This is a genomic window from Alteromonas sp. ABH4_457, from assembly GCF_056160625.1.
The window spans coordinates 450,530-476,159 of record NZ_JBSWXN010000004.1 but is presented as its reverse complement, the minus strand read 5'-3'; the positions used below and the strand labels follow the sequence as shown (position 1 = coordinate 476,159).

Sequence of the window (25,630 nt, the reverse complement as noted above, 5' to 3'; positions counted from 1 at the left end):
AAGATGAACAATATAGAAGCACAAGAATTTGGGAAAAAGGCCGTTCAGGTGCTCCTAAATACCCTTAAAGGAGAAAAACCTTCGGGTTCGGAGTACAGCGTTTTTTCCCCAGATAGCAAGTCTGAGATTCAAATCAAATATGCCGACAAGCCTGCGGAAAAATTCGTTGCCGATATGCACCTCGGAGTCGCTGAACTAATATCAAATTTCGCAAACGAAAATGCAGACACACTAGAGTTACTTGTCAGCCAAAATAAAGTTGGTGAAATTTTGCGCATGGCCAAAAGCGACTTACTTCCCAATATCTCTGGGTTTTTGGAGTCAAGCACCTATAGCATGCCTACCGAACTATTTACAAACCCGAACAGAAGAGTAAAAGGATTTCAGCAGAGTGTGTTTGATGATGTTTCAGGAGAGCTTACAGAGGCATCCCCCAGCGCAAACATCCTCAAAGGAGGGATTAACAAAGTTGCATCAGAAAAACTAAGCGAGCCGCAACACTCTGCAATGGAAACTTTCGCCCCTGAATCTCGACTTGAAAATGTGTTTGAAGTTACACCTGAATTGGAGAAAGAGATGATGCAAGAAGTTAGCTACTGGGAGTTATAAGATGTTATCTGGCACAAGCACTAAGCGAATTATAGTTTCCACGGCACTGTTTATTGGAGGCCTGTTACTTTTATTTATACCTGCCACTTACGGTGGGTTTTTAAACTACCTGATTGAAAACTCGATCATATCTCTCAATACAGGCAGAGATATGCTTGAAATACAGCGGGCGTCTATACAAATCTACCAAGGGGCATCGATAGATTTTGTCAGCTTGCCAACAAGAATAGGACTCGGGGTTGCAGGCATAGTGTCCATTTATCTCTCCGTAAGTGTGCTAATTTACGGGAAGGCACTATTTACAAAGAAATACTGGACAACATTCAAGCTTAAGCCATCACCGCATAAAGCATAAGAGGGCACCGAAAGGTGCTCTTTTTACCTCCTCAAGCAGCAAGTTATATATACATGCTATTAAAAAGAGTGAAAAGGGTTTCATTTGATTAATAGGTGGTATAAACTGAAACCATGAAGTATTTCACACTTTATTTGGTATTTATTCGGTATTTATTTGGAGGTTCCTGTGTTTAGTTTAATTATTAGCATTATTGCTGTGGCGCTTGGGGCGGTACTACTTTTGACCAGTGCTTTCTACGGCGGTGATGCAATGAGTGAGGGTACTGTTAAGGCTAAAGTAGCTCAGTACAAGAATGAAGCTCATCAAATTTCAAGCGCCCTAGCTTTGTATAAGGTGGAGCAAGGTGGTTTTGTTACTGATGATGGCTCAGAGTTTAGCTGGGATGATTTGGTTGACAAAAAGTATCTCAAGAAGCTGCCGCAGTCAGTTGAATCTGAAGGTACAATGTTATTTTCTTGGGGAATTCGCGACAATCTGATTTATCTTCCCAACGTGAGCGACAACGAATGTTTGGAAGCAAACCGTATGGACGGTTTTCAGGTTAATTTCTCTTCTGCGCCCACTACGACCACAGTCTTTGGCCCTAACGGCGAGCAGTCGCCAGCAGGTTGGCAAGCTGTCCCTGAGGTAGAGGAAGATGGCTATATTCCGGTATGTGATGACGGTCTGAGTGATCGTGTTCCATGCTGCTACGATGGTACTGCGGCTTAACTAGGCGTATCAAAAAGGCCTCGATATGTGAGGCCTTTTTAGTTCCTAGCTCTGATTGACTCTTCTATATACAAGATAATCGTCAACAACCTTCACACTAATCAGCGGAAAGTCTGACCTTGTAGATTTTTCATTTACAATGAATTCTGAAGGCAAGTTAAGTTCGCCAGTCTCATGAAGAAACTCCATGACAAAATCACTTTTCGGCCTAGCCCAAAATATCTTACTGCTTTCTTCTCGGTAAACTATCAGCGGCGGGGCGCTGCCCCGTGCATCTATCGCCACGCCCACAACAATATAACAATTTCCACTATGATGCTTGTAAAGGCCGTTACCTGCCATTGTCGAAGCCCCTCTCCCGCGCAGGTTCCCTTTTTTTACCTAGAGACTGGATATAAGTTTTTCCGTCATTGACGCTGTACATCTCTGAGTGGCTCCACTGGTTATCGACCTCACCCAGTGATTTTTGAATAGAATCAAGCTTAGCTTGTAGCCGTCCTGCGAGGCCATGAGAAAGTGTTGAAGCCGATTGACTTTGAACACGATCAACCATGGAGCGATTATTTAACGCATCAAGAAGATCTTTTGTCTCCCTGCTTTCCTGATACAGCGTGTAAGCCTGATAAGCTAATTTTGGCGATCTTACTCGCATAGTGACTACATTAGCATTGTTATTAACAGGGTACATTTCAGCAGTTGTCACCAACTCACCATTAACAAATTCCTTAAACTCACCTAGCCTTGCACTGCGAGCACCAGACTTTGCAGGAATGAAGTAGCCAAAGGTAGGAGTGCCTGAAGAAAGATCCTTGCCTTCAAACGTGTTAAAAACCCCTCTTAAAGCGTATTTAAGGCCTACCTTTTTGGCTTCCTCCTCAGGAATTCTGTCCAGTACTTTGAAATTGATTTTCATCATTACAGGCAAGACTTTTATAGACGAATCACCAAGTTTCAGGTTCCCGAATTCATCAAGTTCCACAAGATTTCCCTTGCTTACATCACCTAATTTGAGCTTTGTCTGAAATTTGTTGTTAGCATCAAAAATACTGAATTCTGTTTTCTCTTTGTTGTTAGGCTTGGCAGTAAAACGACTATCCAAACCCAATCCCACAGGCACAGTATATTCTCCGACAGACAGGTTTCCATTGGAGTCTACCGCCACCTTCCCAACTGAAGGCATCGTATCACCAATACTGAGATTCAGAAAACTGTTATCCGGTTTTCTGATAACGTAACTACCGTCTGGCAATGGGGTTGCCTCATAGCTCATAATAGGTTTGGAACCTATCCCATAATTGTAAGAGGTAATAGATGCCTTAGAACGCTTTTTAGGCGCTTCAGAAGTGTTGTTCTCAGTCACAATAAAAGTCCACTTATTAAATACGTTGTCTATTTTAACACTGAAAGCTTGTTCTACAAAGTTTAAAGCAAAAATTATAAATTGTAATCGCTGGAGAGATCTATCTCTCGCGCCGGTTTCGGGAGCTTAACTCTGATCTGCATGTCCATCAGCTTCGATACGTCTGAAACAAACATTCTCTCAAAGGCGGCTTGATCGAAATGACGAAATAACCCAGTATCAGTCCTCACAACAACGGAACCAGCTGGAACTGTCTTTTTTTGACCAGAATTACTGTAAGAACAGGGAATATCGACGCGCAATGTACGGACTGGCTTTGGGATCTTACCGTAAACTCCGCTTCCATCAAATTGCCCACCCAGCGGCATGAAGTGCTTCTGAAAGTCATCCCCAGCAAGAGGAATTGGGACTATCGCCTTTAAATCAACACTAACCTCCTGATTTAAAGATGCCGTATTAGCCCACTGTAGCTTATTCACAACCGGATATAATAAACACTGCTCATCTCTTCGTTTAACATAGACAGGCATTGGCAGTGGGAACGCGGTTTTGACACCCTCAAGATTGTCAAAATCTACCGAATCAAGACTTATAGAAACTAATCTCATACCACCACCTAATAAATACCATTGGAAAAACATTATACCACGGTTTGCCTGCACCAGAATAGCTTATACAAAGACTTAATAGATAAAAATGTCAATAACCTTGATTTTTTATAGTTGATATATATAATTGCAGCCGACATTTCAACAACATCATACCCTCTTACGGAGTATTTATATGAATTTTTCCATGAACAAGCCACGTCTTATCGTCGCGTCAATCAGCATTCTTTGTGCTGCAACACTGGGGTGGGGCGTGTACTCAAACATTGAACCAGAAGCCATCGATCCTATCGCAGTAACCAAAGAGCGGATAGGCGATGATCAGAAAATGCTTGTTGGCTCAGTTTACACCTCTACCGTTTTGGAATTAGGCGAAACACTGCTGACCAAAAAGGGCGGGTATATGTCTAATGACATCTCTGTAAAGTTAGGCATCTATGACAACATGCCGAACTGGGAACTTGGTGTTGTATATATGCTTCGGGATGCTGCCGAATTGCTCCGAACCAACTTCTCCCGCTCGCAATCACAGTCACTTGAAGATCCTGCATTAAAAGAACACGTACCGATGCTAAGTTTCGAGCACAATTCCTTTATCATGCCATCAACAGAATCACGCTATAAAGAAGGACTTGAAGGAATTGATGATTATTTGAAGCGAATGACCGATCCAGCACGTCCCAGCGCCCAATTTTACGCACGCGCCGACAACCTGAGAGAGTATTTGAAAAAAGTAAGTAACAGAATGGGTAGCTTGTCACAGAATCTTGTCGCAAGTGTTGGACAGAAGCGTGTAAATACTGACTTGGCAGGCGACGCTTCCGCCAGAGAGTCAACATACACACCATCACAGTTCCATGCCAAAACACCATGGCTTGAAATTGATGATCGATTCTGGGAAGCTCGCGGAAGCTTGTTTGCTCTGACCGCAATGTTTAAGGCAATTCGAATTGACTTTGAAGATGTTCTTCGTGACAAAAATGCTCTGGCTTCCATCGACCAGATCATTGTTGAAATGGAAGCCACACAACAAACTCTCTGGAGTCCGATGGTGATGAACGGCGGTGGTTTTGGAATCATGGCAAACCACTCACTCGCAATGGCTTCATACATAGGTCGAGCGAATGCCGCTATCCTCGATCTACAGGAGTTGCTTGATAAGGGCTAAGAGTCAATCGAACAAGCGAGCGCCTTTATGGCGCTTTTTTGTTATCCGGCGCTAATAAGTATGGTAAAATAGACAGAGTATTAATTGGTTTAAGAGATTATATGATGCAAGTAGTTGATATATCGAGCCTGATGCACTCAGGCTTAAATGCAGAAGATATTTTAAAATCTGCTTATATCATTCAGGAGTCCCGACGCTTGGATCACTCCCTCTTTTTCATTGACCAGTCCAAGTTGTCTGAGCACGATTTCCAGATCGCTATCAAGACACTGGAAGAAAATGGCATTACACCATTTGTTGCAAATAAGCCGCTTTACCATTTTATTGATGCTATTCAGAAGGATGCTACCGATAACGACTTCGGGCCTGTTGAATTTGTTTCTCAAGATCTCATCGCTATATCAAGACTTAATAAGAGCACAAGCATATGGGACATCACATCTAACAAAAGGTATTCAACCGAACAATTTTCAGAAGAATTGCTTGAGTTTCCTCACAATCGGCTAGGACTTTATGCGTTAATTACGCAGGACAACTACCACAACATCCATACTGGTGTTGAGGTAGGGCCAAGTCAGGCCGTGAAACTTATCAAAGGACATGCTTCATTAAAAGAACTAATCCAGAGTCAGTCAATCCCGAGCAATCTTGCAGCGATTGTAGACGGCATCAAAAGAGCTGGGAAAAGCATCGCCGGACAGATGCGGCTTGAGTATGATGAAATACCTTTGGAACGTTACGCTCGTCCCTTTTCTGTGACCAATGCAATACTTCAAGAGGCGAAAGGTCAACGGGTAGAAGCCGACTCTCGCCCTGCAAATTTTGTCCCTGTGCATACGCCTCTGGCGATCATTGAAGCCATTAAAGAAATTGAAGAAGCAAATGCAACACTCTATCTGGACATCCAGCCAACATTGGTTGCATTGCGCTGCAACCAAAAAAACTACATCATTTCACAAAACGACGGAATGCCATTTGACACTATTCTAAATACATGCAAGAGCTTGTTTGAAAATAACCAAATCTCTAAATGCGCCTTTTCTGCCAAATCCGTGCATAGAGCCGCACTAGAGTCCGGCATCAGCCTTGTAGCACTTAAAGATGATGTGGAAATGGCGGAGTACACGCTTAACAACTTATCTGGTCAAAAGCCGCTTGAGGAACTAACAGAAAAGTACTTTTTCGAATCACCACACCCTATGCCACCCCTAGACAGAGTTGCTGCCAGCCTAGAGTCAGTGGAAAGACTACACCTAAAACAGATCAGTCAAATGGATGAAACAGAGATTAAATTTTACCGATCTGTCGAAATGCCTATGACAAAAATATTGGCATCTATGGAGCACAAGGGTGCCTATGTTAACAGCGGAAAACTAAAGATTCTTGAAAACCAAATCAAGTCAGAGATTGCCGAGCAGGTTAGTATCGTGAGGCAGTACTCGCCTACGCCAATTAATATCAATTCTAGCTCGGAAGTGTCGAAGCTAATTTATCAGCACCTTAAGCTTGAAGGGAAAGGCAAATCAACAGCAAAGGAAGTACTTGAAGCTCTATTGGAAAAAACAGGTCACCCTGTTATACCTGCAATCCTTAAATACAGAGAGCTTGAAAAGATAAACTCAAGCTACATCACGAGCCTCCCGAAGTTAATAAACCCGAAAACGAATCGGATTCATGCCACATATAATCAAAACAAGGTGGTAACAGGCAGGTTGTCATGTCAAAACCCTGGCCTGCAAAATATTCCCGCTAAAACGAAAGTAGGAAAAAAAGTCAAACAAGCATTTGAAGGCGAAGGTTCGCGCAAATTGGTGGCGGGCGATTATTCTCAGATCGAATTAAAAGTGCTGGCTCATCTTTCACAGGAGCCAGCACTTATAGATGCGTTTAAAAACGGACTGGACATTCATAAAAACACAGCTGCAAAAGTTTTTGACGTCCCATACGAAGAGGTCTCTGGAGAGCAGCGGGCGTGGGCTAAGCAAATAAATTTCGGCCTTATCTATGGAATGACGAAATATGGCTTAGCAAGCAAGCTTAAAGTACATCCTAATGAAGCACAGGGCTTCATAGATTTGTACTTTCAGAAGCTGCCAAAAGTTCGCGAATATACAGACAGACTAAAAGAATCTGCCCTTAAATACGGTTACGTGAAAACACTAACTGGACGCAAAGTATATATCGATAAAATTCACTCCAGCAACCCTCGCGAGGTGGAGGCTGCCCTGCGTGCTGCTACCAACGCTCCTATGCAAGGTTCTGCATCAGATATTATTAAAATAGCGACAATCAAGCTGTTCCATGAAATGCAGTCCCAAGAGATTGACGGCTTTATCTTTATGCAAGTACATGATGAACTGATTGCGGAGTGTTCTCCGGAGAGTGCTGACAAGCTGGCCAAACTAATGGAAGACACAATGAAGAACGCAGTAAAACTCAGAGTATCACTGGAAACAGAAGTTGCAATCGGAGACAATTGGGAGAACGCACACCCAATCGAAAAGCCGCAACCTAAAATGAAAGAAGAAACATCACTCGAACCGTAATGATTTCTGCCTTTTATTTCTGGTAATAGCGAAGATACCTTGCAAGTCCTTTAGGTGCCTCTTCAGGAGAGTCGATAGAGGCGGGAGTCATTATTTCTGCAACAAGCCTGTGTTTGCATACGAGACCGGACTCTGTGGACAGGAACACTAACGACAGGGATAGCGGCATTTCAGTGAAAATCACTTCAGATGGAATTATAAGTGCTGAAGTTGCAACTGCGTGAAGATAGGAGTTTGGCAGAGAGTGTATTTGAGATTTCTCAGTTAACTCAAACACACTACCATCAATATCGACAATAACCCCCTGACCGGATCGGGACGCCGGTAAAAGCTTATCGCAAAACACAACCAGTTCTTGGTGCTTAGAGGATGGAAATTCAGAGGAAATCTTTGTTTTTACAACAACAAGATCTTGGTTTTTAAAGTAACTCTGACACAATAGAATCTTGTAGGATGGGTCGTAAAATACAGTTGCAGATGACTCTGAGACTAAGACAAGTAACCTTATATCATTCACAGAGTTACCATTTAAATTTTTATCTGCGCTGGCGTTACGAACTTTCTCAAGCTGATTTTCATCCAGAGAGATCGAGACTACCTCATCGCCACCCAAATAAACACCGCTTACCTGACAATCATCATGAATCTCGCGGGGCAAAAATACCTTACTACCGTTAAACTGATACACTAGAAACTCCAAATATTAATACGATGATTATATACACGAAGTGCAAAATTATCATGTATAATTTGATTAATTAGTCGGGCTATTATATTATCGCGGAACAGCAACTGGGGAATCTATTTGTACAGCCTCGAACCTAAAAAGCTATTAAAAGCGCTATCAGGGTGCCATATGAAAATGGCATACGTGAGGTGGTGCTTGGACTTCCTTTACATTAAAGGCAAGCATACGATTGAACTTAAGGAGGTGCAAAAAGCTTGGCCATTTGAGACTTCAATAGATGACGCCAAAATTTGGGAAGCGCCCCAGTATCTGACCATTAAACAAGTCGGGAATAATACCGAGGTGTACTCACGTATTTTAAAACGCCATATTGAACAGCAGAGGATACTTGACGCATTGGGGCAGCAGGTTGATATAGATACCGTCTCAGTGATGGACAAAGTAAAGAAAAGCCACCTGAATGAAGGCGCAGAGGTATTCTGCGATAGAGAAGGAAAGGCGGCAAAGGGGTACTTCGGCCTAATTCCGACAAGGGGATACGACAACTCTAAGGAAGTATTTCAGGTACAGCCTAGCTTCTATAGAGCATTATGTGATAAGTACCCTGATAAGAATATAAATGAAGAATTAGAAAAGATTTATACCTTCTTTATGTCAAACCCAAACTCGCGACGTTCGCCACACAGGCTGAAAAAGTACATCGAGTGTTGGATTGGCGATGAACTGGTAGCACTAAATCGACTTAAGAAGAAAAGGGAGCAAGTGTCCTTTGACGATTTTTACAGGAATTTTCTGAATGACTGAGGTTAAGCAAGCTGTTGCATCAATGAGTATGGACTTTGAGGTTCGCTACGGCCAGAGATGGGTCTACAGCAATGATATCGATGATCGTGAAGCACTTCAGGAAAAACTCTACAAATGGGTAGATGAGCTTGTTAAAGAAAATCTTAGTGCAGTAGTAATTACCAGAGCTACAGCAGCAATTATGGCGAGTACTGAGTTCGCAGAAAGACCTCCGGTATTAAATAAGTTTATTCAGATTTGTAAAGAACTAACGCGAATTGCTACTACGGGAAAGGACGGTAAACTTTACCTTGCAATCAAGAAAATGGATGAACAATTTCAGTTTATCTACGGACGCCTATGGTTGGAGTCGGACAAAGATAGAGCCAGACGCAAAATTGAGATGTGGCAAACCGAGATCGGCGAGAGCGGTATATCCGAAAAAACAATAATTACAGCTGTAAAAGTTATTGGGAAGTCAGGTGCGTACCATACCTACCCACCCAACCTGAATCAATTTATTATGGAGTGCCTGTTTATTGAGATGGGCGAGCGCTATGTAGATCCTGACATAGCCTTTTTGACAGCATCTCAGCAAACGCATGATGAAACAATTCATGCCGTCTTAGAGAGCACCATCGGAATTATTGGAAGCTTCCGCCTGAAGTCTGCGACAGACCGATCAATTAAACAGCTATTTGAAAAAGTCTATGCTCAAGAGTGCTTATCTTATTGTGAAGATAAAGAGGCATACATAGCAAAGGTACAATCAGGCAAATCAGATGGAATTGAGGCTCAGTTCAGTGATGAAGAAGTAGCCTCAAACAATGTTGAATTTTTACAGAGTTTAATGAAGAAAGACCACCCTTAAGGAGTATTTTATGTTGTTTAAAAAAGCTAAATTCACCCATGTTGAAGAATTCACTGTTAGCAGTGATGATCTGCAAGAGCGGGTCAAGGCAATGGAATTTAAAGAGTGTGCCCCGACACAGGAAAAGTCAGTCGGATGGGTTTCACCTTTTGGTGAAGAAAGCGAAGTGATGTCTTTGTCACAGGGTAACGCACACCTTCTGGCACTGATGGTGCAGGTCAAATCTGTCGATAGCAACGACCTGAAAAACGCAATCAACGAAAAAATTGCTGAACGTAAGCAAATAAACCCAGAGTACAAAATCTCCAAACCGGAGAAGGAACAGCTTACGCAAGATATGAAGTTCAAGCTTCTTCCGGAAGCAAAGTCGAAATTCACCAAGGTGCTCGCGTATATTGATAACGACAAGAAGTTGATGGTAGCAAACAATACGAGCGACGCATTCTGGGAGGTCGTTGTAGGCTTTGTTAAACAGACCTTTGGCGACAAGATCAAGCTAAAAGCTGTTGAAACAGAAATGACCCCCAAAGCAGCAATGACAAAGTGGGTTAGGGATTGGGACACTCCGCCAAACTTTACCATCGGCGACTCGTGCAAAATGGAATCGAGCAACGAAATGAAAACAAAGATGACCATCAAAAATGGTGACCTTGAAGATGATAAAGTTCAAGAATACCTGAACACAATGGAAATCATCGAACTGACAATGGAATGGACTGAAGATATTGGCTTTACAGTCAACCATGCTCTGAGCCTGACTGGCATTAAGTATCGTGACATGTACAAAGAAAAACGCAAAGAAGACATGTCTGGCGATGTTGACGCTTCTGCTCGCGATGCAATGGAACTCGATGTTGATTTTGCCATTACCCGCGATGCTTTAGGCCGCATGATCCCACATGTACTGGAATCAATGAAGGATTATTAATAATGAACCATGCTTACTCTTATGAGCCAACTGAAGCTACCATCCCTTACAAAAAAGGGGATGTGCTAATTCAGGTTCTTTGCAAGAAATCAGTAGCCATGTGGTACGTTTCTGACGTGGAGAATGAGAGTAAGCTGGTTCTTCAGCTCATCGACGATGAAGGCAAGTTCACTACGCGAACTAAAGTAGTTTCAGGAAATGCTGCACTTTCAAATTTTGTGAAAGACGGCTTGGCAACTCGACTGCTTAATCTTCATAAATCGAAACGAGAGCGCTAGAGACCGACTATTACTCTGCGCTCTGATATTGTTATTAAACTAACGCCCTTCTTCGGCGCAAAATAAGAGGAAGGGCTGATAGCAACACAAGACCAAAACTCATTGGCTCTGATACAGACACAGCAGGGTCTGTAGGCAAAGAGGCAGCTGTCGGCGTAACCCTAAAGGCCAAATCTAGTTGCTCAAGATCTGAATAGGGCCACGGAGACGTGAGATGAACCTCACCATCAGCATAAGCGTTAACCGAGCTTTTATAACCAGCGATACCATATGCTGTAAACTGGCTGCTATAGACTTGAATTGCAGCAGTATAAACACTTCCCACGTCAAGGTTGACAGCAGAAAGGTCAAAAGCCTTCCACAGGTCAGCGCTCCAACTCCCATTGTCGGTTAAGCCATCCAGATCAAAATCGGTAGTATACAAACTAACGCCACCGAATCCATTTCCTTCATATAGAGTAAAGTTTAGAAGAGGGGTAGGGAACCCTGAGTGCATTTCGACAAAACCATACTCGAAGATTACCGAACTATCTTCAGCAGTAAAACTTTGCCCAATCGGATCGTAAAAATTCACAGAAAGATGAACATTCACATCAGTCTGCTCAATTATTGACGCTGAGGCAATGCCAGCAAAGAATAGTGAAGCGAGAACAAGCGCGTTTTTTATATTATTAATCATAAACAACAAACATCCTTTTTATGTCGGCGCAATTCATTAAGCATTTATTGGGCCAATATGCATATCAATGATATTTAGAGTTTTTTTATTTTATTAAGATAACTAAAGTAAAGAAATCTGACAGTTTTTATTAATATGTGGTATATTTAATTTGCCAGTTCCTGATTCATTCTCTTTTCAATTTCACAGGCAATAGAGTTATCTACGATACGTGCCATTTCAGATGCTGTAAATGAAGGCAATGTAGCAATCCTACGTAGCTGTAATTCATTAAAAACGGCATTTGGAGATACTTGCAATTCTAAGCAAATATCATCCCTGATTGACTTCAGCTTTTGGTAAAACTCTTTATCTGAGGACTCCAAGACCAACTTTTCTCCCACAGATACAAGAACAATAAAACTCTCTTTTGTCTTCAAAAAAGCCTTCATTACATCAGCATTTGAAACAAGCTTATCACTGACAGAAGCAAGAAATCCTTCCTCTAAAAATCTTGATAAGATTTTGTCTAATTCTCTTAGTGAGAACAACCTAAGAAAGCCAAAAGATGAGCGGGATTTATCTGATATTAACCTCTGCCCAATCCAATGAAATTTAATCTCATCCGACTCGAAAACCTCTAAAGAAATAAGGTCATTCAAAATAACCCTCATCTCCTTTGCATCAAGCACTTGGCGATTCAGATCACGCCTTTTGTGCTGCTCACAACAATTATCGCAATGCCCGCATCCTACATAAGGCAATTTCTTCCGCGAAAAATAATCTTGTATAAGGAAAGTTCGACACAATGTAGAATCAGCCAGACTGAATAACTCATCGAAACTCTCGATTGCTAAGTCACGCGCAGCATTTAAACCTTCTTTGTCTAAAGGAGCATTTATGTTTTTCAGCTCAATTTGCAAATAGTCACCATGAGGCTCACTGAAGTTCTGTATCATCCCTTTGGCCTCTAGGTAACGTAAAATGCTATGAAGCTCATGCGACCCTAATGCGACAGGAGAAAGCAGAACAAGATTACTCTCTTTTATATCAACCAACCCATCTTCTGACACTGCCTTCAGCGTTTCAACAACTGACCACACATTCTCATATTTAGGGAAGCTAAGCTGCATGAGAAATCGATTACTTGATTTATCTCTGTCGTTATATAACAAGACAGCTTTAGATGGATTGCCATCCCGACCCGCTCTACCCACTTGCTGATAATACATCTCAAGAGACTCAGGAATTTGGTAGTGAATGACCTGCCTTATATCCGGTTTATTTACGCCCATCCCGAAAGCACTAGTGGCCAGCACTAACTTGACTTTCCCACTCAAAAACATCCCAGCTGCATTATTTTTCAGCTCTTGCGGGAGCTTACCATGGAAAACAGCGTGCTCAACACCTTCACTTCGCAGATAATCTGAAATACGACTCAAGTCTTTTATAGACGAAAAATAGACAATAACACACTCATCTTGTGACAATTGAAGATTACGCAGCAACGCCTTGCGCTTCGAATCCACCTTCTCGCAGGCGAGATATATGTTCTTGCGAATAACATCACCACGATAAAAGTATATTGATTTGGGAGACAGGTGAAGGCTTTTAACAATATCAACCACAACCTTATAATTTGCAGTCGCAGTGAATGCGCTAACCGGAAGTCTTGCTCTGCACAATTCTGAGAGACGAAGTAAATTTTCACCAATCATCTTGTATTCAGGCCGGAAACCACTACCCCAAGTAGATATGCAGTGAGCCTCATCAATGACTACGCGCTCAATCCTGCGCAAAGAGATATACTCCAAGAATTCCCGTTGAGAGAATCTTTCTGGAGAAAGGTAAATTAACTTTGTACTGGAAGAACTTAATTTAGATCTGATGAGTTCTACATTAGACTCACTATGGAGAGCCACCGCACCCACACCGATACTTTTTAGATAGGCCACTTGCTCATTCATCAATGCTATCAATGGACATATGACTATCGTTACGCCTTTGGCCATCATGGCGGGAAGCTGAAAGCACAACGACTTACCACCACTTGTGGGTAAAAAGCAAACCACATCCTTGTCTTGCATGACAGCATCAATAGTCTCCTTTTGACCCTCGCGGAATGCGCGGACGCCAAACTTATCGAGAGCCTCTGTAAAGCAATTCATTGAGTTTCCAATGCAATAAAATAGGTGGTATATTAATCGGGTGTATCTATTATTTACAGTGGTATATTAACATGAATGCAGAAAAAAATCAATTTACCCTATTGTCTCCGGTGGTCTCTTTAGGCCGGAAGCGTACAGCCGGAGAATACGAAAAGTTTGCCAATATTTATCGAAATGCAGATTGGAGCAACAAAGTATTGGCCGTATCAAACTATCTGGCTTTGCCCGTATCCGCATGCTTGCTGGAGCCGGAACTTCGCCTTCTTGATGGAACCAACGGCGCTGAGCTGGGTTTTTCCACGCTGAGCGAGTTTGTCACATCTAAAGACAACGGGATTGACGAGACATGGGATAATTGGAAAGCATCAGTCCAAAGCATGCTTCACAAACTGGAGTTTGGCATCAACTCAAACTCTCGCGAAGACGTTGCTTTACAGATACAAGATGTAACCACCCATCTTGGTCGCAGACCCGTATCCAAATTTGAATTTAATCTAGCCAAAGATCAAATTATAAAACAGCAATTCGAGGATATCGAAGCTCATCATCATTCTGTACAAGCTGAAATGAGCGAAAAAATCAGCAAACTACTCAAAACACTGGATACAAAGCAGAAGGAAAATGAAACCGCACTGTCAAACCTTGAGGATGCCTTGCTTAAGGTTAAAGAACTTCAAGAATCCGCAGGGAAATATGAGCAACAAAGCGTTGATTACAGCAAATACATTGAGCTAGAAATCCATAACCGACTGGTTTCGCAGATTGAATCTCTCCGAGAAGAGCAAGTAGATCTTGTAGAGGCATATGCACAAAAGGCAGAAAAATTATCTTTTGCAAACGAAGAGCTTCGGACAACAGTTTCTAAGCTCAAGGGGGTTATCAAAATCAGAAACAGCGAGATAGCAAAGCTCTCTGCTCACTCTGGCTTTGGCAATGCTGAGAAAGTATCTGAACTTAATGGCAAAATTTTGGAGCTAAGGAAAAAGCTTGTGAAGGCTCTGGAGGGAAGCGTTCACCAACAGAAGAAGATAAATTCTTACGCCAGAATCAACACAAAACATAAGGCGGTTCAGGCAATGCTAAAGAAGCGTGCCGCAGATGCCATTGCGAAACAAGCTCAACCCGCTATTGAACCTAAGACTCATCAAGCAAAAAAAATAGCCAGACTATCAAGTCTTACGAAAGGAATTTTATTGGGAATAATGACGTTTGTGCTAGCTGGTGGAGGCATCCTCTGCATTTTATAGAAAGGGGGCAAACAGCCCCTTTCTATTACATGTTAAAATCCCAATCGAAATCCTCTTCCATCTCCCTCTTGATTACCTGCTTTGGCTGAACTTGGTCAACTTTAGATGAATCTTGAATGCTCTCTTTACAGACTTCTTCAGTGGTACTTGTGTCAATAGTTGGCTTTGAAGAAGACAACTGATTAAAGTCGTAATCACCCATATCATGGTATGAGTCATCCTCTTGTTCGTTACCCATCATGTCTGACAGATCGGGTGGCATGCCAGAATTTGTGTCAATAGCCGGTGGCTCGAAGTCAGGTTCTCGTTTATCATCACCGTCAGCCTTCAACTGAGTTGAGGACTTGACAGAAGAAAGATCCGAATGGTTCGATACCTTTGGCGCTTTCTGCCTTGACTCATCCTGTTTAGGTGACACAGTTGCTTCAGGCAGACCATTCATCTTTCTTTCCCTGTTCATTTTCTCACCGATAAGCTTACTTCTAAGATAAGTATTTCGATGATTCGCCATTGTATTTTTCAGAGCAGTATTTATAACCTCTTCATCACCTACAAAAATAAAGTGCTTCTTTGCTCGTGTAATAGCGGTATAGAGCATCTCAGGGTTTAGCATAAAGGCATGCCTTTTCGAAAGCGGCATAATCACCAAGTCATACTCAGACCCCTGAGTCTTATGGACGCTTAGCCCATACGCCAAATCCAAAAACCTTTGCTGATCTTCATCAATCACATGCTCTTTTCCTGCGACATCAATTATGCACTTCCCTTCTTCTAAAGACTTCACCGTTCCAACATCGCCGTTGTAGAGTTTCAGTTGATAATTATTTCTCGTAAAAATAACTTTATCTGACACACATATCTCTTCCCTGCCTTTGAAGTTAGGGTTAAGAAGAGACTGCAAGCTTCTGTTGACACCAGTAATTCCGACCTCACCCTTAGGCTGACGCATTGGCGACAGCACCTGAACGCGGTCAGGGCTTATGCCATAAACAGTGATAAGATCCTCTGTCAGAATTCTCTCTATCTCCCGCATTGTCTCGGCGTCACTTTTAGTCGGTACAAACAAAAAGTCATCCATATCTCCAGTCAAAACAGGCTTAACGCCTTTAATCACGCGGTTCGCATTCATATAAATGTTGGATTTTGCGCCAGTTCTCTGAGGTTGCGATAATGTGACACACGGCAATAGCTCGGAGAGCAATAGGTCTTTGAAAGGCTGGCCGGGCTGAACAGGCACCAGTTGTTGAATATCCCCAGTCAGGATAATACGAACATCAGGAGGGCATGCTATCAAGATTTTGTAGAACAGAGCACTGTCAATCATGCTGGATTCATCTATGATAATTGCTGAAACGTCATCAGGTATCTGAGCCTCCATAAAGCCCTTATCCGGATTGTATTTCAGTAAACTATGAATCGTTACAGCCTCAATTCCAGTCTGCTCCGTCATTCTTTGAGCAGCTCTGCCCGTGGGCGCAGCCAGTAAGACCTGAGAGTCTCGACCATATATCCGACTAAGGTTTGTCAGGATACCCTTAACTGTGGTTGTTTTACCTGTTCCGGCACCACCTGTTACCAGAGCAAGAGGACGCTCTACCGCTATCTTTATCGCCTGCCTCTGCTCATCAGTGTAATAATCTTCGAAGAGCAAAGAAGACGCCATGACAGGCTTGTACGGCACATCCAAGCGTTTAACTATCTCATCGTAAATTAGATCTTCGACACCATAATTTCTGGCATGCGAGATGAAATACCCATCACGCCCCGCATCGATTGATTTAAATAAACCATCTTCGATTTTTTTCTTTACGACGCTCTCAGCTTCAGAGTAATCAAGGCCATTATTAATATCAGCATAGCGGCTAACTACATCTGCCAATTTAAAAGCAGTATGACCTCTTGAATTCATCTCACTGCAAATCATGCTCAGGATGTAATAGCTTCTTGACGATGCCATTCTTTCATTTGAAAACTCCCCCCCCCACTGACGCACAAGGTCTTGGTGACGGGAATGAGAAGCCAGTCTGTCTACGAGTCCAACGTTACGAATATCGTCATCAATTTTATGAAATGTACCCGATTTAAATGCCCCCGCGAGCAGGGCGTAAGGCTCTATAGCGGCAATCACACCCAAGTTAAGACCATAATGCATACCTGCATCCTTTACTTGCTTCTCATTCCACCCTGCCTTTTTCATGAGTCCTTTTGCTTCAATCGAAAGATTTATCTTCTTTGCGTTTGAGGTAAGAGCAAAAACAGAAGGTAAAGAGTAGCCGAATGCTCTGGCGTTCATCACAAGATCACCCTTGTTATTTGTCGCCATATCAAATATTTTGTCTCCGTATGCGGAGAAAAGGGTATATTTATCTGAATTGGATATACCCTTGACCCTAAGTGGTTTCCAATTTTCTCTCGCCACTTCTATATGCGGGATTCTTGTCTTTTTAAGCCTGTCTACCTCAATAACCTCAAGCTGCTTTCGACGAGCATCATTAAATTTAGACACCAACTCAACAGGTTTGCTGGATGTGCTCCCCATAGCGTTTGAGTATTCTAGGGTAAGAGTTTCTCCACTCAGGCGATTTCCGATTTTTTCTGACTTTGATTTCGCCACCTCGAAAAGACACCAGAGATCCTGCTCAGTATCTTTTGCAAGATAAACCTCATTATCCTTGAATCGCTTCAAGCGAGAACACACCAACACATTTTTTGTGTAAGCCATCACCTAACCTCACTAAATAATTTCTTAACACAAGAGGAATGCCTGTGTAATATATACAACCTATTATAACAAAAGTCAGAGTTGATCGTCTATGAAACTTAAAATAGTTGTAGCACTGTTACTCAGTGTATCTGTTTTGGCAGCAAGCCCCGCAAACGCCATTGGCTCCATTGCTCTCAAAGAAAAGAAGTACGACTTTATAGGTACTAAGCTCTTTGGAGCCAAGGTATCTGTTCTTGCTGTAGAGAAGTCATACTCAGCAATTGTGAAGGCAGAGAATGGAATGGCGTTGGCGGAAGCACTTGAGAGTAATAATATAAAAGGGAAAAACTGGGGTGCAAAATCTAACGGAAAAAACAAAACCGTCCTCGCAAGAGTGATACTCGGGGGGGTTGCAGAATCGTCGGACAAGAACTTAGTTAAAGAATTGATCGAAGGAAAAAGCTTCGATTTAGAATGTATGACTTTTATTGATAACAGCTATTCCGGCAAACTACCTGTGTGCCAACTAAAAAATTACGGGAACGATATATTCATTCTGAATGCAAGCAATGAGAAATATCAACAGAGGCTGTTTTTGTCAACAAGAATGCTAAATCCGGAACAGACTGTCCACTCAGAATACGAAAAAGCGATTGGAAATTTGATTATGCAGAAATTTTAAGGTGTAATAGCATAACGAATTAATAGGTACTCTAATACATGCAGCAGATTAAAGTAAAAAAATTTACTCAACCAGAGCGGGCGATAAACATCCCCGCCGTTCATTCTGACCCAATGATGGATACCATATACAAAAACAGGGGAATCTGCCGTGCTGAAGAACTTGATCATGAATTGAGAGGGATACTCTCGCCGTGGACAATGAAAGATATCCATAAAGCTGCTTCCATTATCATTAAACACATCATGAAAGGTTCTACGATCCTAATCGTAGGAGACTATGATGCTGACGGAGCCACATCAACCACAATCGCGGTTGATGGACTCTATATGCTCGGCGCTAGAAGAGTGGAGTACATCGTCCCAGACCGGAGCAAGCATGGCTATGGGCTGTCTATCCCGCTGGTTAACGAAATTATGTCAAGAGATTATGGCTGTGACCTAATCGTAACAGTGGACAACGGGATCACCGCGTTCTCAGGAATCGCTGAAGCCAGAAAACAAATGCCCAATACAGAGATTGTCGTCACCGATCACCATCTGCCAGATGAGAAGGGTGGACTACCTGACTGTCACGCCATCGTAAACCCAAATCAAATCGGCTGTGAATTTGAATCCAAGAATCTCGCTGGCTGCGGCGTCATGTTCTACACCATAATGGCAACCAGAGCCATTATGGAAGAACAGGGGGTGTTTCAGCAGTTAAATATACTCAAGCCGGATATTCGGTTGCTACTCGACGTCCTTGCCTTAGGAACTATTGCTGACGTCGTTACATTGGATAGAAACAATCGGATACTTGTTACGGCAGGTATTAATAGAATGAATGCCAATAAGATGCGCCATGGGATCAGGGAACTCCTTAGAGTAGGAGGAGCGACAGTAGGGGAAATAGTAGCCAGCGACATGGGATTTAAGATTGGCCCCAGAATCAACGCCGCAGGCAGGCTGTCAAACATGGAAATAGGAATTGAATGCCTATTGTCAAAAACAGCCCAAGAAGCTGCTGAAATAGCCGGTCAGCTTGATTATTTGAATAAGCAGCGACGTGAAGTCGAAAAAGATATGGTAGATGAAGCCAATGAATATGCAGCCGAATTTATTGAACTGGAGAAGTCAGGCATGGTTGTCTACGGCGAAGGCTGGCACGAAGGTGTTATAGGCATTGTCGCATCGAGATTGAAAGAGAAAGCAAACCGTCCGGTAATTGTATTCGGCGATACCGAAGATAAGAACGGCGTTGCCTATATCAAGGGTTCAGCCAGATCAGTTGCAGGTATACACCTTAAACATGTACTGAAAGAAATATCTTCAAAGCACCCTGAAGTTTTAGTTGACGGTGAGTTTGGCGGCCATGCTATGGCTGCGGGCCTTTCACTGAAAAAATCGGCATTAAATGTCTTTTCCGAATTGTTTGATGCACATTGTGAAGAGCATTTGACACAAGACATTAAAGACGGGCTAATGGAAGTTGACTTTGAAGAGTTTCCTGAAGAATTTTTAGATCTTCATCGGGCACACATGATTAATCAGGGCGGGCCATGGGGGCAAAATTTTGTTGCACCTCTTTTTTGCGGCATCTTTGATGTGGTAGAAGCAAAGCCTATCGGCGCAGACGGAACTCACTTAAAAATGACTCTGCAAAAAGGTGGCAAAAGAGTGGACGCCATCCAGTTCGGATGCATCCCAGAAGGCAACTATGAACCGCTCCCTAACCGCGTCAAAATCGTCTTTACTATGGACATAAACAAGTGGCGAGGAAACGAAACGCTACAACTCATGGTAAAAAAGCTGGAACGACTGGAGAACACAAGGATTGATGCAGACTGCGGACACCAAGTAAATATCCCTTCACTTGCAAAGCGTAAAAGAGATATGGATAGCATTGGATTAAATAGCCAAAATGGTAATATAATAGGTCGTATATTGTAGGTATTTTATTTTGGTAGGTATATATGAAATTTGCGACCCACACTGAGAGAGCTGTATTGCGTAACCTAAAGGATGGTAGCTTTACCAGAGCCGTTGAGTTGTTGCAGTCCGATTTTGTGGATAAAGCATCTAACTCGCAATTCCACTGGGTTGGGGAGTTCCTGCGTGCCAAAGCACCAGACAAAGCTATTCGCAGTATGTTCGATACCCACCCAGATATCATTCACCAAGTTGATAAAGACGGCTATTGCTCACTTTTTTATGCATCAAGGCTGCACAATAAATTGGTGCTGAAAGAATGCATTGAAAGCAACTTTGATATCAATAAGGATATTGCTATATCAGGTAAGCCGATTATAGCGGCCACTCAAAAGAATGGCGTTGATTTCCTCCGTTTTATGGTGAGATTGGGAGCCGATCCCTTTGCCACCAACAAACAAGGTCTCAATGCAATCGCGCAGGCCCGTAGATGGGCAAGCTATGAGAACATTTCTTTTCTTGAAGCATTAGAGGAAAACCCAGACTTAGTAACCACAATCCGCAAGCAACCCGCATCGGATTTGGTAACCTTGGAAACTTCATTTTAACAGGTATTTATTTCATGAAACTTAGAACACTTTTTGCTGCAACCCTTCTTTTCACCGGTCTTGTTTCCACCAGCGTAATGGCGGATGATGTTGAGCCTTACTATTTTGACTTGATCACTCTGAATCAGAATACCAATATTGCATCCAACTTTATTAACGCCGAAATCCAGAAGCTCGGGGGGATGAATCGTGTAAAAGATCTCCAGAAGGCAGGTGATGATAAGGCCAGCATGATCCTTGGATACCTCTATCTGGAAGGGCATGTTTTTCAGCGCGACATAAAGCGAGGCGTTGAAATCTTAAAAGCGGCAAGAAACACAGATGGATACAGCGCATTTATTCTCGGCAAACACTACCTTGATCTGGAAAATGAATTTCATTATAGCGACAAAATGAAAAAAGAAGGCGCTGAACTTGTCTCATTTGCTGCATTACACGGCGTTACTGAGGCTGAGTATCTGGCGGGTGTACTCTACATTTCCGGTGAACATATCAGTGAAGACCGTGATTTGGGTATGATGCATATCCGCTCAGCATCGTTAAAGGGGCATACCCCAAGCCGCACATTCTTCAGTGGGGTAGAGAAGCTCTATAGTGCAGATCGAATCGACTTCGATAAAGTTCAAAAACAAGCAATGGAAGGGAGCATTGATGCCCTTGTCGAACTGGCGAAGCTCTACAAAGACGGGTGGAAAGTATCAAGAGATCTGGAAAAGGCAAAGCGACTGCTTGAATTAGCGCATGCCAAGGGGTCTAAAGAAGCGGGACAGCTACTACTTACAATGGAATAGCACCAAGCAGGATCAATGTTTTTATAATTAAAAAGAAAAGCCGCCTTATATAATTATAAAGCGGTTTTTTAATATTCCGTTATTTAGGATTGTATCCTTCCGAGTCACTTCTTCTACTGAATCTTCGACGATAGGCCTGCTTATTCTCCTGCTGTTTCAATTGAAGCAAAGGCAGAATTGCTGTTACCTCAGCAAGTTGCTCGTAAATCGCCTCCTGATCTCCATTGAGCGCCTGAATTGCAGCATTCCCACTCTTGGCGATATAACCCGAAAGACTATTGCACAATCCAAGGTAGTTGCTTTGAGGATTCGGGCCTAAGTTATGCTCTTCTAGCTGATTCAAGAAAAACATACCCATTGACTGAATATCGAATCTCGTATTTCCAACCATCTCACGATAAACGACGGGCGTTACGATCTTCTCATTGAAAGCTGTAAGCATTGCCTTTCTGACATCACCAGCAGAAGCATTACCCTGCACCACAATGTCCTGACTCTCCTTCACATAAGCATCAATTTCCCTAAAATAGCGGGATTTAAAGCTCCCTAGCGAGTTACCTAATGCTTCAGGCTCAAAGTTATAACTTTTAAAAGACCACTTACCAGTCTTCTCTGCCTTAAGAGAAGACTCGATCCCCTTTTTCATTAACTCAGTAGCCCTTTCAGTGAAGGCAGGATCAGTCATGTATTTCTGATCTATCATCAGGTTCATAGCAGAGCTAATCATCTCATTTAGCTCAGAACCCGTGTTCCCTGTCGACAGCGGCTTTGAAGAATTCTCCAAAGTGGCCTTATAGATAAACTCAATCATCAGATCGAGCCTCACCTTTTCCTTGAAGATACCAATCTCAGAGTTAAGGACTTCCATAGCAAAATTATGGCGATTCCCTTTGCCTCCATCAAAATTGTTTTCAACTTTTGCCTTATGCCGTCTCAGGAACGCTTCATAACTCAGGGAGTCACCCGAGTAACCCGACTCCTTCGCTTCACCACTAGGATGCAATTTAGTCGCAACAGTGACATTCCCCTTGGCCTCTATCTTCTTGAGCGCATCTGACGCCCGCGTGTCCATAAACTGCTCGCCAAGCTCCATAGCTGCATCTACAGAGATTGTCCGACCTGCTTGATGGGCAAACTTACCTCTTTCCATCACCGCCGTATTAACAGAGGGTGAGTAATAACCCCGCGAGGTGTTTTTACATGCGTAATCCCCTTCGATGCCTGCCATCAAGTGAACAAAGGTTCTCTCCCACTGCTCAACAGGAACAGGGTTTTCGAAAGGCAGAATCATCCGAAATTTATATGGAGTCTCAGGACTATAAGAGAAGGTTGAATAGATCAGGTACTCAAAGTCCTTAAACTTCTTTCTAGCCTGTTGAACAGCACCATCAGCATCCAAGTCAATGACAGCCATCGATACATGCGTGATGTTGTTTGAGTTCCGGAATGACTTCTTCTTATTACCATCCATTAAATTGGAGTCACCCTCTACCCACTCGGCTTTCGGCTTAAACTGCACTGGCAAGAACATCTGAACATCTTTTTTCTCAGTCCGGATGAATTGGGACATCTGTTCTTTAAATTCGTCCCAAGTAACATTCTGAATACCGCGTTCAATATCCGTATCGCTCACACCATCTACAAATACGATAGGATACTTCTTTTGCTTAAACTGACTAAACATACGAGACCTTATTTAAATTTTACACACTCATTATAGCAAATAGATAAATGTGATAAAATAGGTTGTGTATATTCTTTGGGGAGGTAAGTATGACACAAATACGATATGCTGGAATTGGCTCACGGCGAACACCAGAGCCTATACAGGAGGTAATGTTTGATCTCGGGTACGCATTAGCAAAAGCAGGAAGGCTACTTCATAGCGGAGGGGCTGAGAATGCCGACAGGCCATTTCAAGAAGGCTGCGAAGCCTATTGCAGAGATGCAGGCATTGCAGCAAAAGAGAGACAATTAATTATTATCCCAAAACCAAACTTCAGAGGCCTGAGGCCGAACCCACAAAGAGGGATTGTCGATTTCAACACACTACCCAATAAAGACGCAGCACTCCAGTTAGCTAAGGAATATTACAGGTGGAAAGACCCAGCCAAACGCGAACAGGAGTTTAGGAAATGGCCTGAATGGCTCAAGCAACTAATGGGGAGAAACGGAAATCAGGTACTTGATCTGGAACTCAACAATCCCGTTAACTACGTCCTCTGCTGGACGCCTGACGGAAGTTTGGATGGAGCCTTAGCCTCCTCGGGTGGAACAGGACAAGCCTTGCGGATAGCAAAGGCATACAATATTCCTGTATTTAATTTAAAAAGAGAGCGTCACTTTGAATTCGTCCACCAGCACATCTTGAAAAGAGAACTAGTCCCTTCACTTAACTATTCACCATAAGTATTAATAGGTGGTATAATTAAAACCGGTATTTTATTGTTTTGAGGTATGTATGAGCATGAGAGTTAAACATGGCACTGTGACGCCTATACCGATGTGGGATGATCCTGATGAAATTGCGCGTTGCATGCGCTACGACAACCTCAGCTCTTCGCACGAAAATGCGAAATCCGCAGCGGTATACCACTCCACCAACGAGCTGGTAAGCCTATTCTTCGCTAATGAAAAATTTGAAGACATTTCAACGCAATTAATGACCGTTGTTGAGTCAGAATTCGAGCCTAAAAAAGCCTTTGAAATGGACTCAACGCCTATAGATGGTATTGACTACAAGGGAAGTCACTATGACTGGCCTGAAGACAGGAGTGCATTTTATGATGCATTAAAAGCAGATGGATATGATTCAGTTATCATACACGGCGGATACATGGTTAATGGCGAGCCAGCGCCAGACATCGCAGTGCTTGATGAGTCCATTTGTCAGCCTGTAGGCGCAAAGCTCCGCATAGCGCAAGAATGGACTCCCTTAATGAGAAAGGATGAGCTGGAGATATGTCTTGTAAATATATCGAATCAATCACTCGATGGAAGCTTCGAAAACGATTATTTTACAGATGACATTTCGTTAAGAATTACCTAACTCTCTCGCCTTCTCTAATACGTTCGCCAACTCCGTGTCTGACAGCTTGGCTTTGGCGAACATCGCCTCCACTAAGCCCTCTGGAACATCTTTTGGATTGCCTGCGTATTTGATTGCTGCCGCCATCGACAAGATTGAATCAACATCTCCGCCTATATGCAAACCCAGTCGCAAGCAATGCTCCATGGAGCGGCTTTTTAGAGCAATAAATATTGCAATAGGCACGGTTACGCTGGCTTGCGTTGTAAATTCATGTTCCTTATGCAAATCCTCTGCTGAAAGATTTAAATCATATTGAAATGCAGAGGTGATCGCCTGTTTAATTTCGTCTGCCGAGTGACCCTTTCGCGCAAGGAACACGCACGCAGCTATCGCCTGAGCGCCCTTTACAGCCTCATTGCCGGTGTGTGTCATTAATGCATTCTCTTTTGCAGCATCCATGATCGATTTCAAATCATTATGGAAATACGCCAATGGAGATACCCGAATTGCTGCACCATTACCATCAGACTCGTAGTAGCTAATATCTTCACCATCAACAAACGCTTTAAGCGTTTCGCTAAACCCTAATTCAATTCTTGGCTCACACCATTCTCGAAGTGTCTCTTCTGGGTGAGATGAGTTTAACTTTGTCATAAGCGTGGCGGCGCTCATGATACTGTCATCAGTGAAGAAACTCATATTTGAGGTTAGCGGCAAGTTAAAGCCTTTCAGATCGACATGTTCGTAGCAAGATCCTACGAAATCACCAATAAAAGCACCTAGCATTTTTGATTCCAAAAAGTGTTGTAAAACTAATTTGGTAGGATAGTAACGTAAAATTTTAAAATTGTCCAGTTTGGTGGCAGGTTTCTCATTGTATTAAAAAGCATCAAAAATTGACATTTGACAATTTGGTGTTATAA

General features: G+C 42.7%; 24 protein-coding genes. 15 read left to right on the top strand and 9 right to left on the bottom strand.

Annotation, left to right across the window (positions count from 1 at the left end; translation table 11 throughout):
- Positions 1–3: 3 nt before the first annotated feature.
- Positions 4–609 carry a hypothetical protein gene (locus ACXAGR_RS12280; protein WP_474850627.1) on the top strand — a complete coding sequence of 202 codons (606 nt, stop codon included), beginning with the start codon at positions 4–6 and terminating at the stop codon, positions 607–609.
- 523 nt (positions 610–1,132) lie between these two features.
- Positions 1,133–1,678 carry a hypothetical protein gene (locus tag ACXAGR_RS12275; protein ID WP_474850625.1) on the top strand — a complete coding sequence of 182 codons (546 nt, stop codon included), beginning with the start codon at positions 1,133–1,135 and terminating at the stop codon, positions 1,676–1,678.
- Between the two features lie 45 nt (positions 1,679–1,723).
- Here the strand turns inward: ACXAGR_RS12275 and ACXAGR_RS12270 are convergent, their stop codons facing one another.
- The 3 genes from ACXAGR_RS12270 to ACXAGR_RS12260 form a co-directional block, all read right to left on the bottom strand.
- Positions 1,724–2,020 (bottom strand): DUF1653 domain-containing protein, encoded by a 297-nt coding sequence (locus tag ACXAGR_RS12270; protein WP_474850623.1) that lies wholly within the window; start codon positions 2,018–2,020, stop codon positions 1,724–1,726.
- Entirely contained in the window at positions 2,010–3,038 is a 1,029-nt protein-coding gene (locus tag ACXAGR_RS12265) for a hypothetical protein (protein ID WP_474850621.1), read from the bottom strand. The genes ACXAGR_RS12270 and ACXAGR_RS12265 overlap by 11 nt, the downstream gene beginning before the upstream one ends.
- Before the next feature lie 74 nt (positions 3,039–3,112).
- On the bottom strand, positions 3,113–3,646 hold the full coding sequence (locus tag ACXAGR_RS12260; RefSeq protein WP_474850619.1) for a hypothetical protein: 534 nt from the start codon (positions 3,644–3,646) through the stop codon (positions 3,113–3,115).
- A 175-nt stretch (positions 3,647–3,821) separates the two neighbouring features.
- Between ACXAGR_RS12260 and ACXAGR_RS12255 the strand changes: the two genes are divergently transcribed.
- Positions 3,822–4,814, top strand: a complete 993-nt coding sequence (locus tag ACXAGR_RS12255) for a DUF2333 family protein (RefSeq protein WP_474850617.1) — start codon at positions 3,822–3,824, stop codon at positions 4,812–4,814.
- Positions 4,815–4,915: 101 nt separating this feature from the next.
- Positions 4,916–7,360 carry a DNA polymerase gene (locus ACXAGR_RS12250; RefSeq protein WP_474850615.1) on the top strand — a complete coding sequence of 815 codons (2,445 nt, stop codon included), beginning with the start codon at positions 4,916–4,918 and terminating at the stop codon, positions 7,358–7,360.
- Between the two features lie 13 nt (positions 7,361–7,373).
- On the opposite strand, the gene ACXAGR_RS12245 is transcribed toward ACXAGR_RS12250, so the two are convergent.
- Positions 7,374–8,048: a hypothetical protein gene (locus ACXAGR_RS12245; protein WP_474850613.1), complete on the bottom strand. Its 675-nt coding sequence runs from the start codon at positions 8,046–8,048 to the stop codon at positions 7,374–7,376.
- A 168-nt stretch (positions 8,049–8,216) separates the two neighbouring features.
- On the opposite strand from ACXAGR_RS12245, the gene ACXAGR_RS12240 reads away from it, so the two are divergent.
- From ACXAGR_RS12240 to ACXAGR_RS12225, 4 genes are read left to right on the top strand one after another with little or no spacing between them, the layout of a single operon-like run.
- Positions 8,217–8,852 (top strand): hypothetical protein, encoded by a 636-nt coding sequence (locus tag ACXAGR_RS12240; RefSeq protein ID WP_474850612.1) that lies wholly within the window; start codon positions 8,217–8,219, stop codon positions 8,850–8,852.
- Positions 8,845–9,702, top strand: coding sequence for a hypothetical protein (locus ACXAGR_RS12235; RefSeq protein WP_474850610.1), 858 nt, complete (start codon positions 8,845–8,847; stop codon positions 9,700–9,702). Before ACXAGR_RS12240 ends, ACXAGR_RS12235 begins: the two co-directional genes overlap by 8 nt.
- A 10-nt stretch (positions 9,703–9,712) precedes the next feature.
- Complete coding sequence (locus ACXAGR_RS12230) at positions 9,713–10,630, top strand: recombination-associated protein RdgC (RefSeq protein ID WP_474850608.1); 918 nt, start codon at positions 9,713–9,715, stop codon at positions 10,628–10,630.
- A 2-nt stretch (positions 10,631–10,632) separates the two neighbouring features.
- Complete coding sequence (locus ACXAGR_RS12225; protein ID WP_474850606.1) at positions 10,633–10,908, top strand: hypothetical protein; 276 nt, start codon at positions 10,633–10,635, stop codon at positions 10,906–10,908.
- A gap of 34 nt (positions 10,909–10,942) precedes the next feature.
- Here ACXAGR_RS12225 and ACXAGR_RS12220 read toward each other — a convergent pair whose 3' ends face one another.
- Both ACXAGR_RS12220 and ACXAGR_RS12215 read right to left on the bottom strand, forming a co-directional pair.
- Positions 10,943–11,587 (bottom strand): hypothetical protein, encoded by a 645-nt coding sequence (locus ACXAGR_RS12220; RefSeq protein ID WP_474850604.1) that lies wholly within the window; start codon positions 11,585–11,587, stop codon positions 10,943–10,945.
- Between the two features lie 146 nt (positions 11,588–11,733).
- Positions 11,734–13,734: a RecQ family ATP-dependent DNA helicase gene (locus tag ACXAGR_RS12215; RefSeq protein ID WP_474850603.1), complete on the bottom strand. Its 2,001-nt coding sequence runs from the start codon at positions 13,732–13,734 to the stop codon at positions 11,734–11,736.
- 71 nt (positions 13,735–13,805) lie between these two features.
- Here ACXAGR_RS12215 and ACXAGR_RS12210 point away from each other — a divergent pair, with 71 nt between their 5' ends.
- Positions 13,806–14,981: a hypothetical protein gene (locus ACXAGR_RS12210; RefSeq protein WP_474850601.1), complete on the top strand. Its 1,176-nt coding sequence runs from the start codon at positions 13,806–13,808 to the stop codon at positions 14,979–14,981.
- Positions 14,982–15,006: 25 nt separating this feature from the next.
- On the opposite strand, the gene ACXAGR_RS12205 is transcribed toward ACXAGR_RS12210, so the two are convergent.
- Positions 15,007–17,703, bottom strand: a complete 2,697-nt coding sequence (locus ACXAGR_RS12205; protein WP_474850599.1) for an ATP-dependent DNA helicase — start codon at positions 17,701–17,703, stop codon at positions 15,007–15,009.
- 91 nt (positions 17,704–17,794) lie between these two features.
- Between ACXAGR_RS12205 and ACXAGR_RS12200 the strand changes: the two genes are divergently transcribed.
- The 4 genes from ACXAGR_RS12200 to ACXAGR_RS12185 are packed head-to-tail and all read left to right on the top strand — an operon-like array spanning position 17,795 to position 21,676.
- Positions 17,795–18,367: a hypothetical protein gene (locus ACXAGR_RS12200; RefSeq protein ID WP_474850597.1), complete on the top strand. Its 573-nt coding sequence runs from the start codon at positions 17,795–17,797 to the stop codon at positions 18,365–18,367.
- A 38-nt stretch (positions 18,368–18,405) separates the two neighbouring features.
- Entirely contained in the window at positions 18,406–20,298 is a 1,893-nt protein-coding gene (gene recJ, locus ACXAGR_RS12195) for a single-stranded-DNA-specific exonuclease RecJ (protein ID WP_474850595.1), read from the top strand.
- 23 nt (positions 20,299–20,321) lie between these two features.
- On the top strand, positions 20,322–20,885 hold the full coding sequence (locus ACXAGR_RS12190; protein ID WP_474850593.1) for a hypothetical protein: 564 nt from the start codon (positions 20,322–20,324) through the stop codon (positions 20,883–20,885).
- 14 nt (positions 20,886–20,899) lie between these two features.
- Positions 20,900–21,676, top strand: coding sequence for a tetratricopeptide repeat protein (locus ACXAGR_RS12185; RefSeq protein WP_474850591.1), 777 nt, complete (start codon positions 20,900–20,902; stop codon positions 21,674–21,676).
- Positions 21,677–21,755: 79 nt separating this feature from the next.
- On the opposite strand, the gene ACXAGR_RS12180 is transcribed toward ACXAGR_RS12185, so the two are convergent.
- Complete coding sequence (locus ACXAGR_RS12180) at positions 21,756–23,360, bottom strand: hypothetical protein (protein ID WP_474850589.1); 1,605 nt, start codon at positions 23,358–23,360, stop codon at positions 21,756–21,758.
- Positions 23,361–23,449: 89 nt separating this feature from the next.
- Between ACXAGR_RS12180 and ACXAGR_RS12175 the strand changes: the two genes are divergently transcribed.
- Entirely contained in the window at positions 23,450–24,085 is a 636-nt protein-coding gene (locus ACXAGR_RS12175) for a hypothetical protein (RefSeq protein WP_474850587.1), read from the top strand.
- Between the two features lie 58 nt (positions 24,086–24,143).
- Entirely contained in the window at positions 24,144–24,725 is a 582-nt protein-coding gene (locus ACXAGR_RS12170; protein WP_474850585.1) for a hypothetical protein, read from the top strand.
- Here the strand turns inward: ACXAGR_RS12170 and ACXAGR_RS12165 are convergent.
- Positions 24,711–25,493, bottom strand: coding sequence for an ADP-ribosylglycohydrolase family protein (locus ACXAGR_RS12165; RefSeq protein ID WP_474850583.1), 783 nt, complete (start codon positions 25,491–25,493; stop codon positions 24,711–24,713). The two genes, ACXAGR_RS12170 and ACXAGR_RS12165, sit on opposite strands and share 15 nt — an antisense overlap.
- Between the last annotated feature and the right edge of the window lie 137 nt (positions 25,494–25,630).

What these genes read in the sequence shown, in the direction of transcription:
- ACXAGR_RS12255 (WP_474850617.1), top strand. Translation starts at nt 3,822, where the DNA reads ATGAATTTTTCCATGAACAAGCCACGTCTTATCGTCGCGTCAATCAGC.
- ACXAGR_RS12190 (WP_474850593.1), top strand. Translation starts at nt 20,322, where the DNA reads ATGAAATTTGCGACCCACACTGAGAGAGCTGTATTGCGTAACCTAAAG.
- ACXAGR_RS12185 (WP_474850591.1), top strand. Translation starts at nt 20,900, where the DNA reads ATGAAACTTAGAACACTTTTTGCTGCAACCCTTCTTTTCACCGGTCTT.
- ACXAGR_RS12215 (WP_474850603.1), bottom strand. Translation starts at nt 13,734, where the DNA reads ATGAATTGCTTTACAGAGGCTCTCGATAAGTTTGGCGTCCGCGCATTC.
- ACXAGR_RS12280 (WP_474850627.1), top strand. Translation starts at nt 4, where the DNA reads ATGAACAATATAGAAGCACAAGAATTTGGGAAAAAGGCCGTTCAGGTG.
- ACXAGR_RS12175 (WP_474850587.1), top strand. Translation starts at nt 23,450, where the DNA reads ATGACACAAATACGATATGCTGGAATTGGCTCACGGCGAACACCAGAG.
- ACXAGR_RS12170 (WP_474850585.1), top strand. Translation starts at nt 24,144, where the DNA reads ATGAGAGTTAAACATGGCACTGTGACGCCTATACCGATGTGGGATGAT.
- ACXAGR_RS12250 (WP_474850615.1), top strand. Translation starts at nt 4,916, where the DNA reads ATGATGCAAGTAGTTGATATATCGAGCCTGATGCACTCAGGCTTAAAT.
- recJ (WP_474850595.1), top strand. Translation starts at nt 18,406, where the DNA reads ATGCAGCAGATTAAAGTAAAAAAATTTACTCAACCAGAGCGGGCGATA.
- ACXAGR_RS12260 (WP_474850619.1), bottom strand. Translation starts at nt 3,646, where the DNA reads ATGAGATTAGTTTCTATAAGTCTTGATTCGGTAGATTTTGACAATCTT.
- ACXAGR_RS12180 (WP_474850589.1), bottom strand. Translation starts at nt 23,360, where the DNA reads ATGTTTAGTCAGTTTAAGCAAAAGAAGTATCCTATCGTATTTGTAGAT.
- ACXAGR_RS12205 (WP_474850599.1), bottom strand. Translation starts at nt 17,703, where the DNA reads ATGGCTTACACAAAAAATGTGTTGGTGTGTTCTCGCTTGAAGCGATTC.
- ACXAGR_RS12240 (WP_474850612.1), top strand. Translation starts at nt 8,217, where the DNA reads ATGAAAATGGCATACGTGAGGTGGTGCTTGGACTTCCTTTACATTAAA.
- ACXAGR_RS12235 (WP_474850610.1), top strand. Translation starts at nt 8,845, where the DNA reads ATGACTGAGGTTAAGCAAGCTGTTGCATCAATGAGTATGGACTTTGAG.
- ACXAGR_RS12230 (WP_474850608.1), top strand. Translation starts at nt 9,713, where the DNA reads ATGTTGTTTAAAAAAGCTAAATTCACCCATGTTGAAGAATTCACTGTT.
- ACXAGR_RS12200 (WP_474850597.1), top strand. Translation starts at nt 17,795, where the DNA reads ATGAAACTTAAAATAGTTGTAGCACTGTTACTCAGTGTATCTGTTTTG.
- ACXAGR_RS12210 (WP_474850601.1), top strand. Translation starts at nt 13,806, where the DNA reads ATGAATGCAGAAAAAAATCAATTTACCCTATTGTCTCCGGTGGTCTCT.
- ACXAGR_RS12225 (WP_474850606.1), top strand. Translation starts at nt 10,633, where the DNA reads ATGAACCATGCTTACTCTTATGAGCCAACTGAAGCTACCATCCCTTAC.
- ACXAGR_RS12220 (WP_474850604.1), bottom strand. Translation starts at nt 11,587, where the DNA reads ATGATTAATAATATAAAAAACGCGCTTGTTCTCGCTTCACTATTCTTT.
- ACXAGR_RS12165 (WP_474850583.1), bottom strand. Translation starts at nt 25,493, where the DNA reads ATGCTAGGTGCTTTTATTGGTGATTTCGTAGGATCTTGCTACGAACAT.
- ACXAGR_RS12270 (WP_474850623.1), bottom strand. Translation starts at nt 2,020, where the DNA reads ATGGCAGGTAACGGCCTTTACAAGCATCATAGTGGAAATTGTTATATT.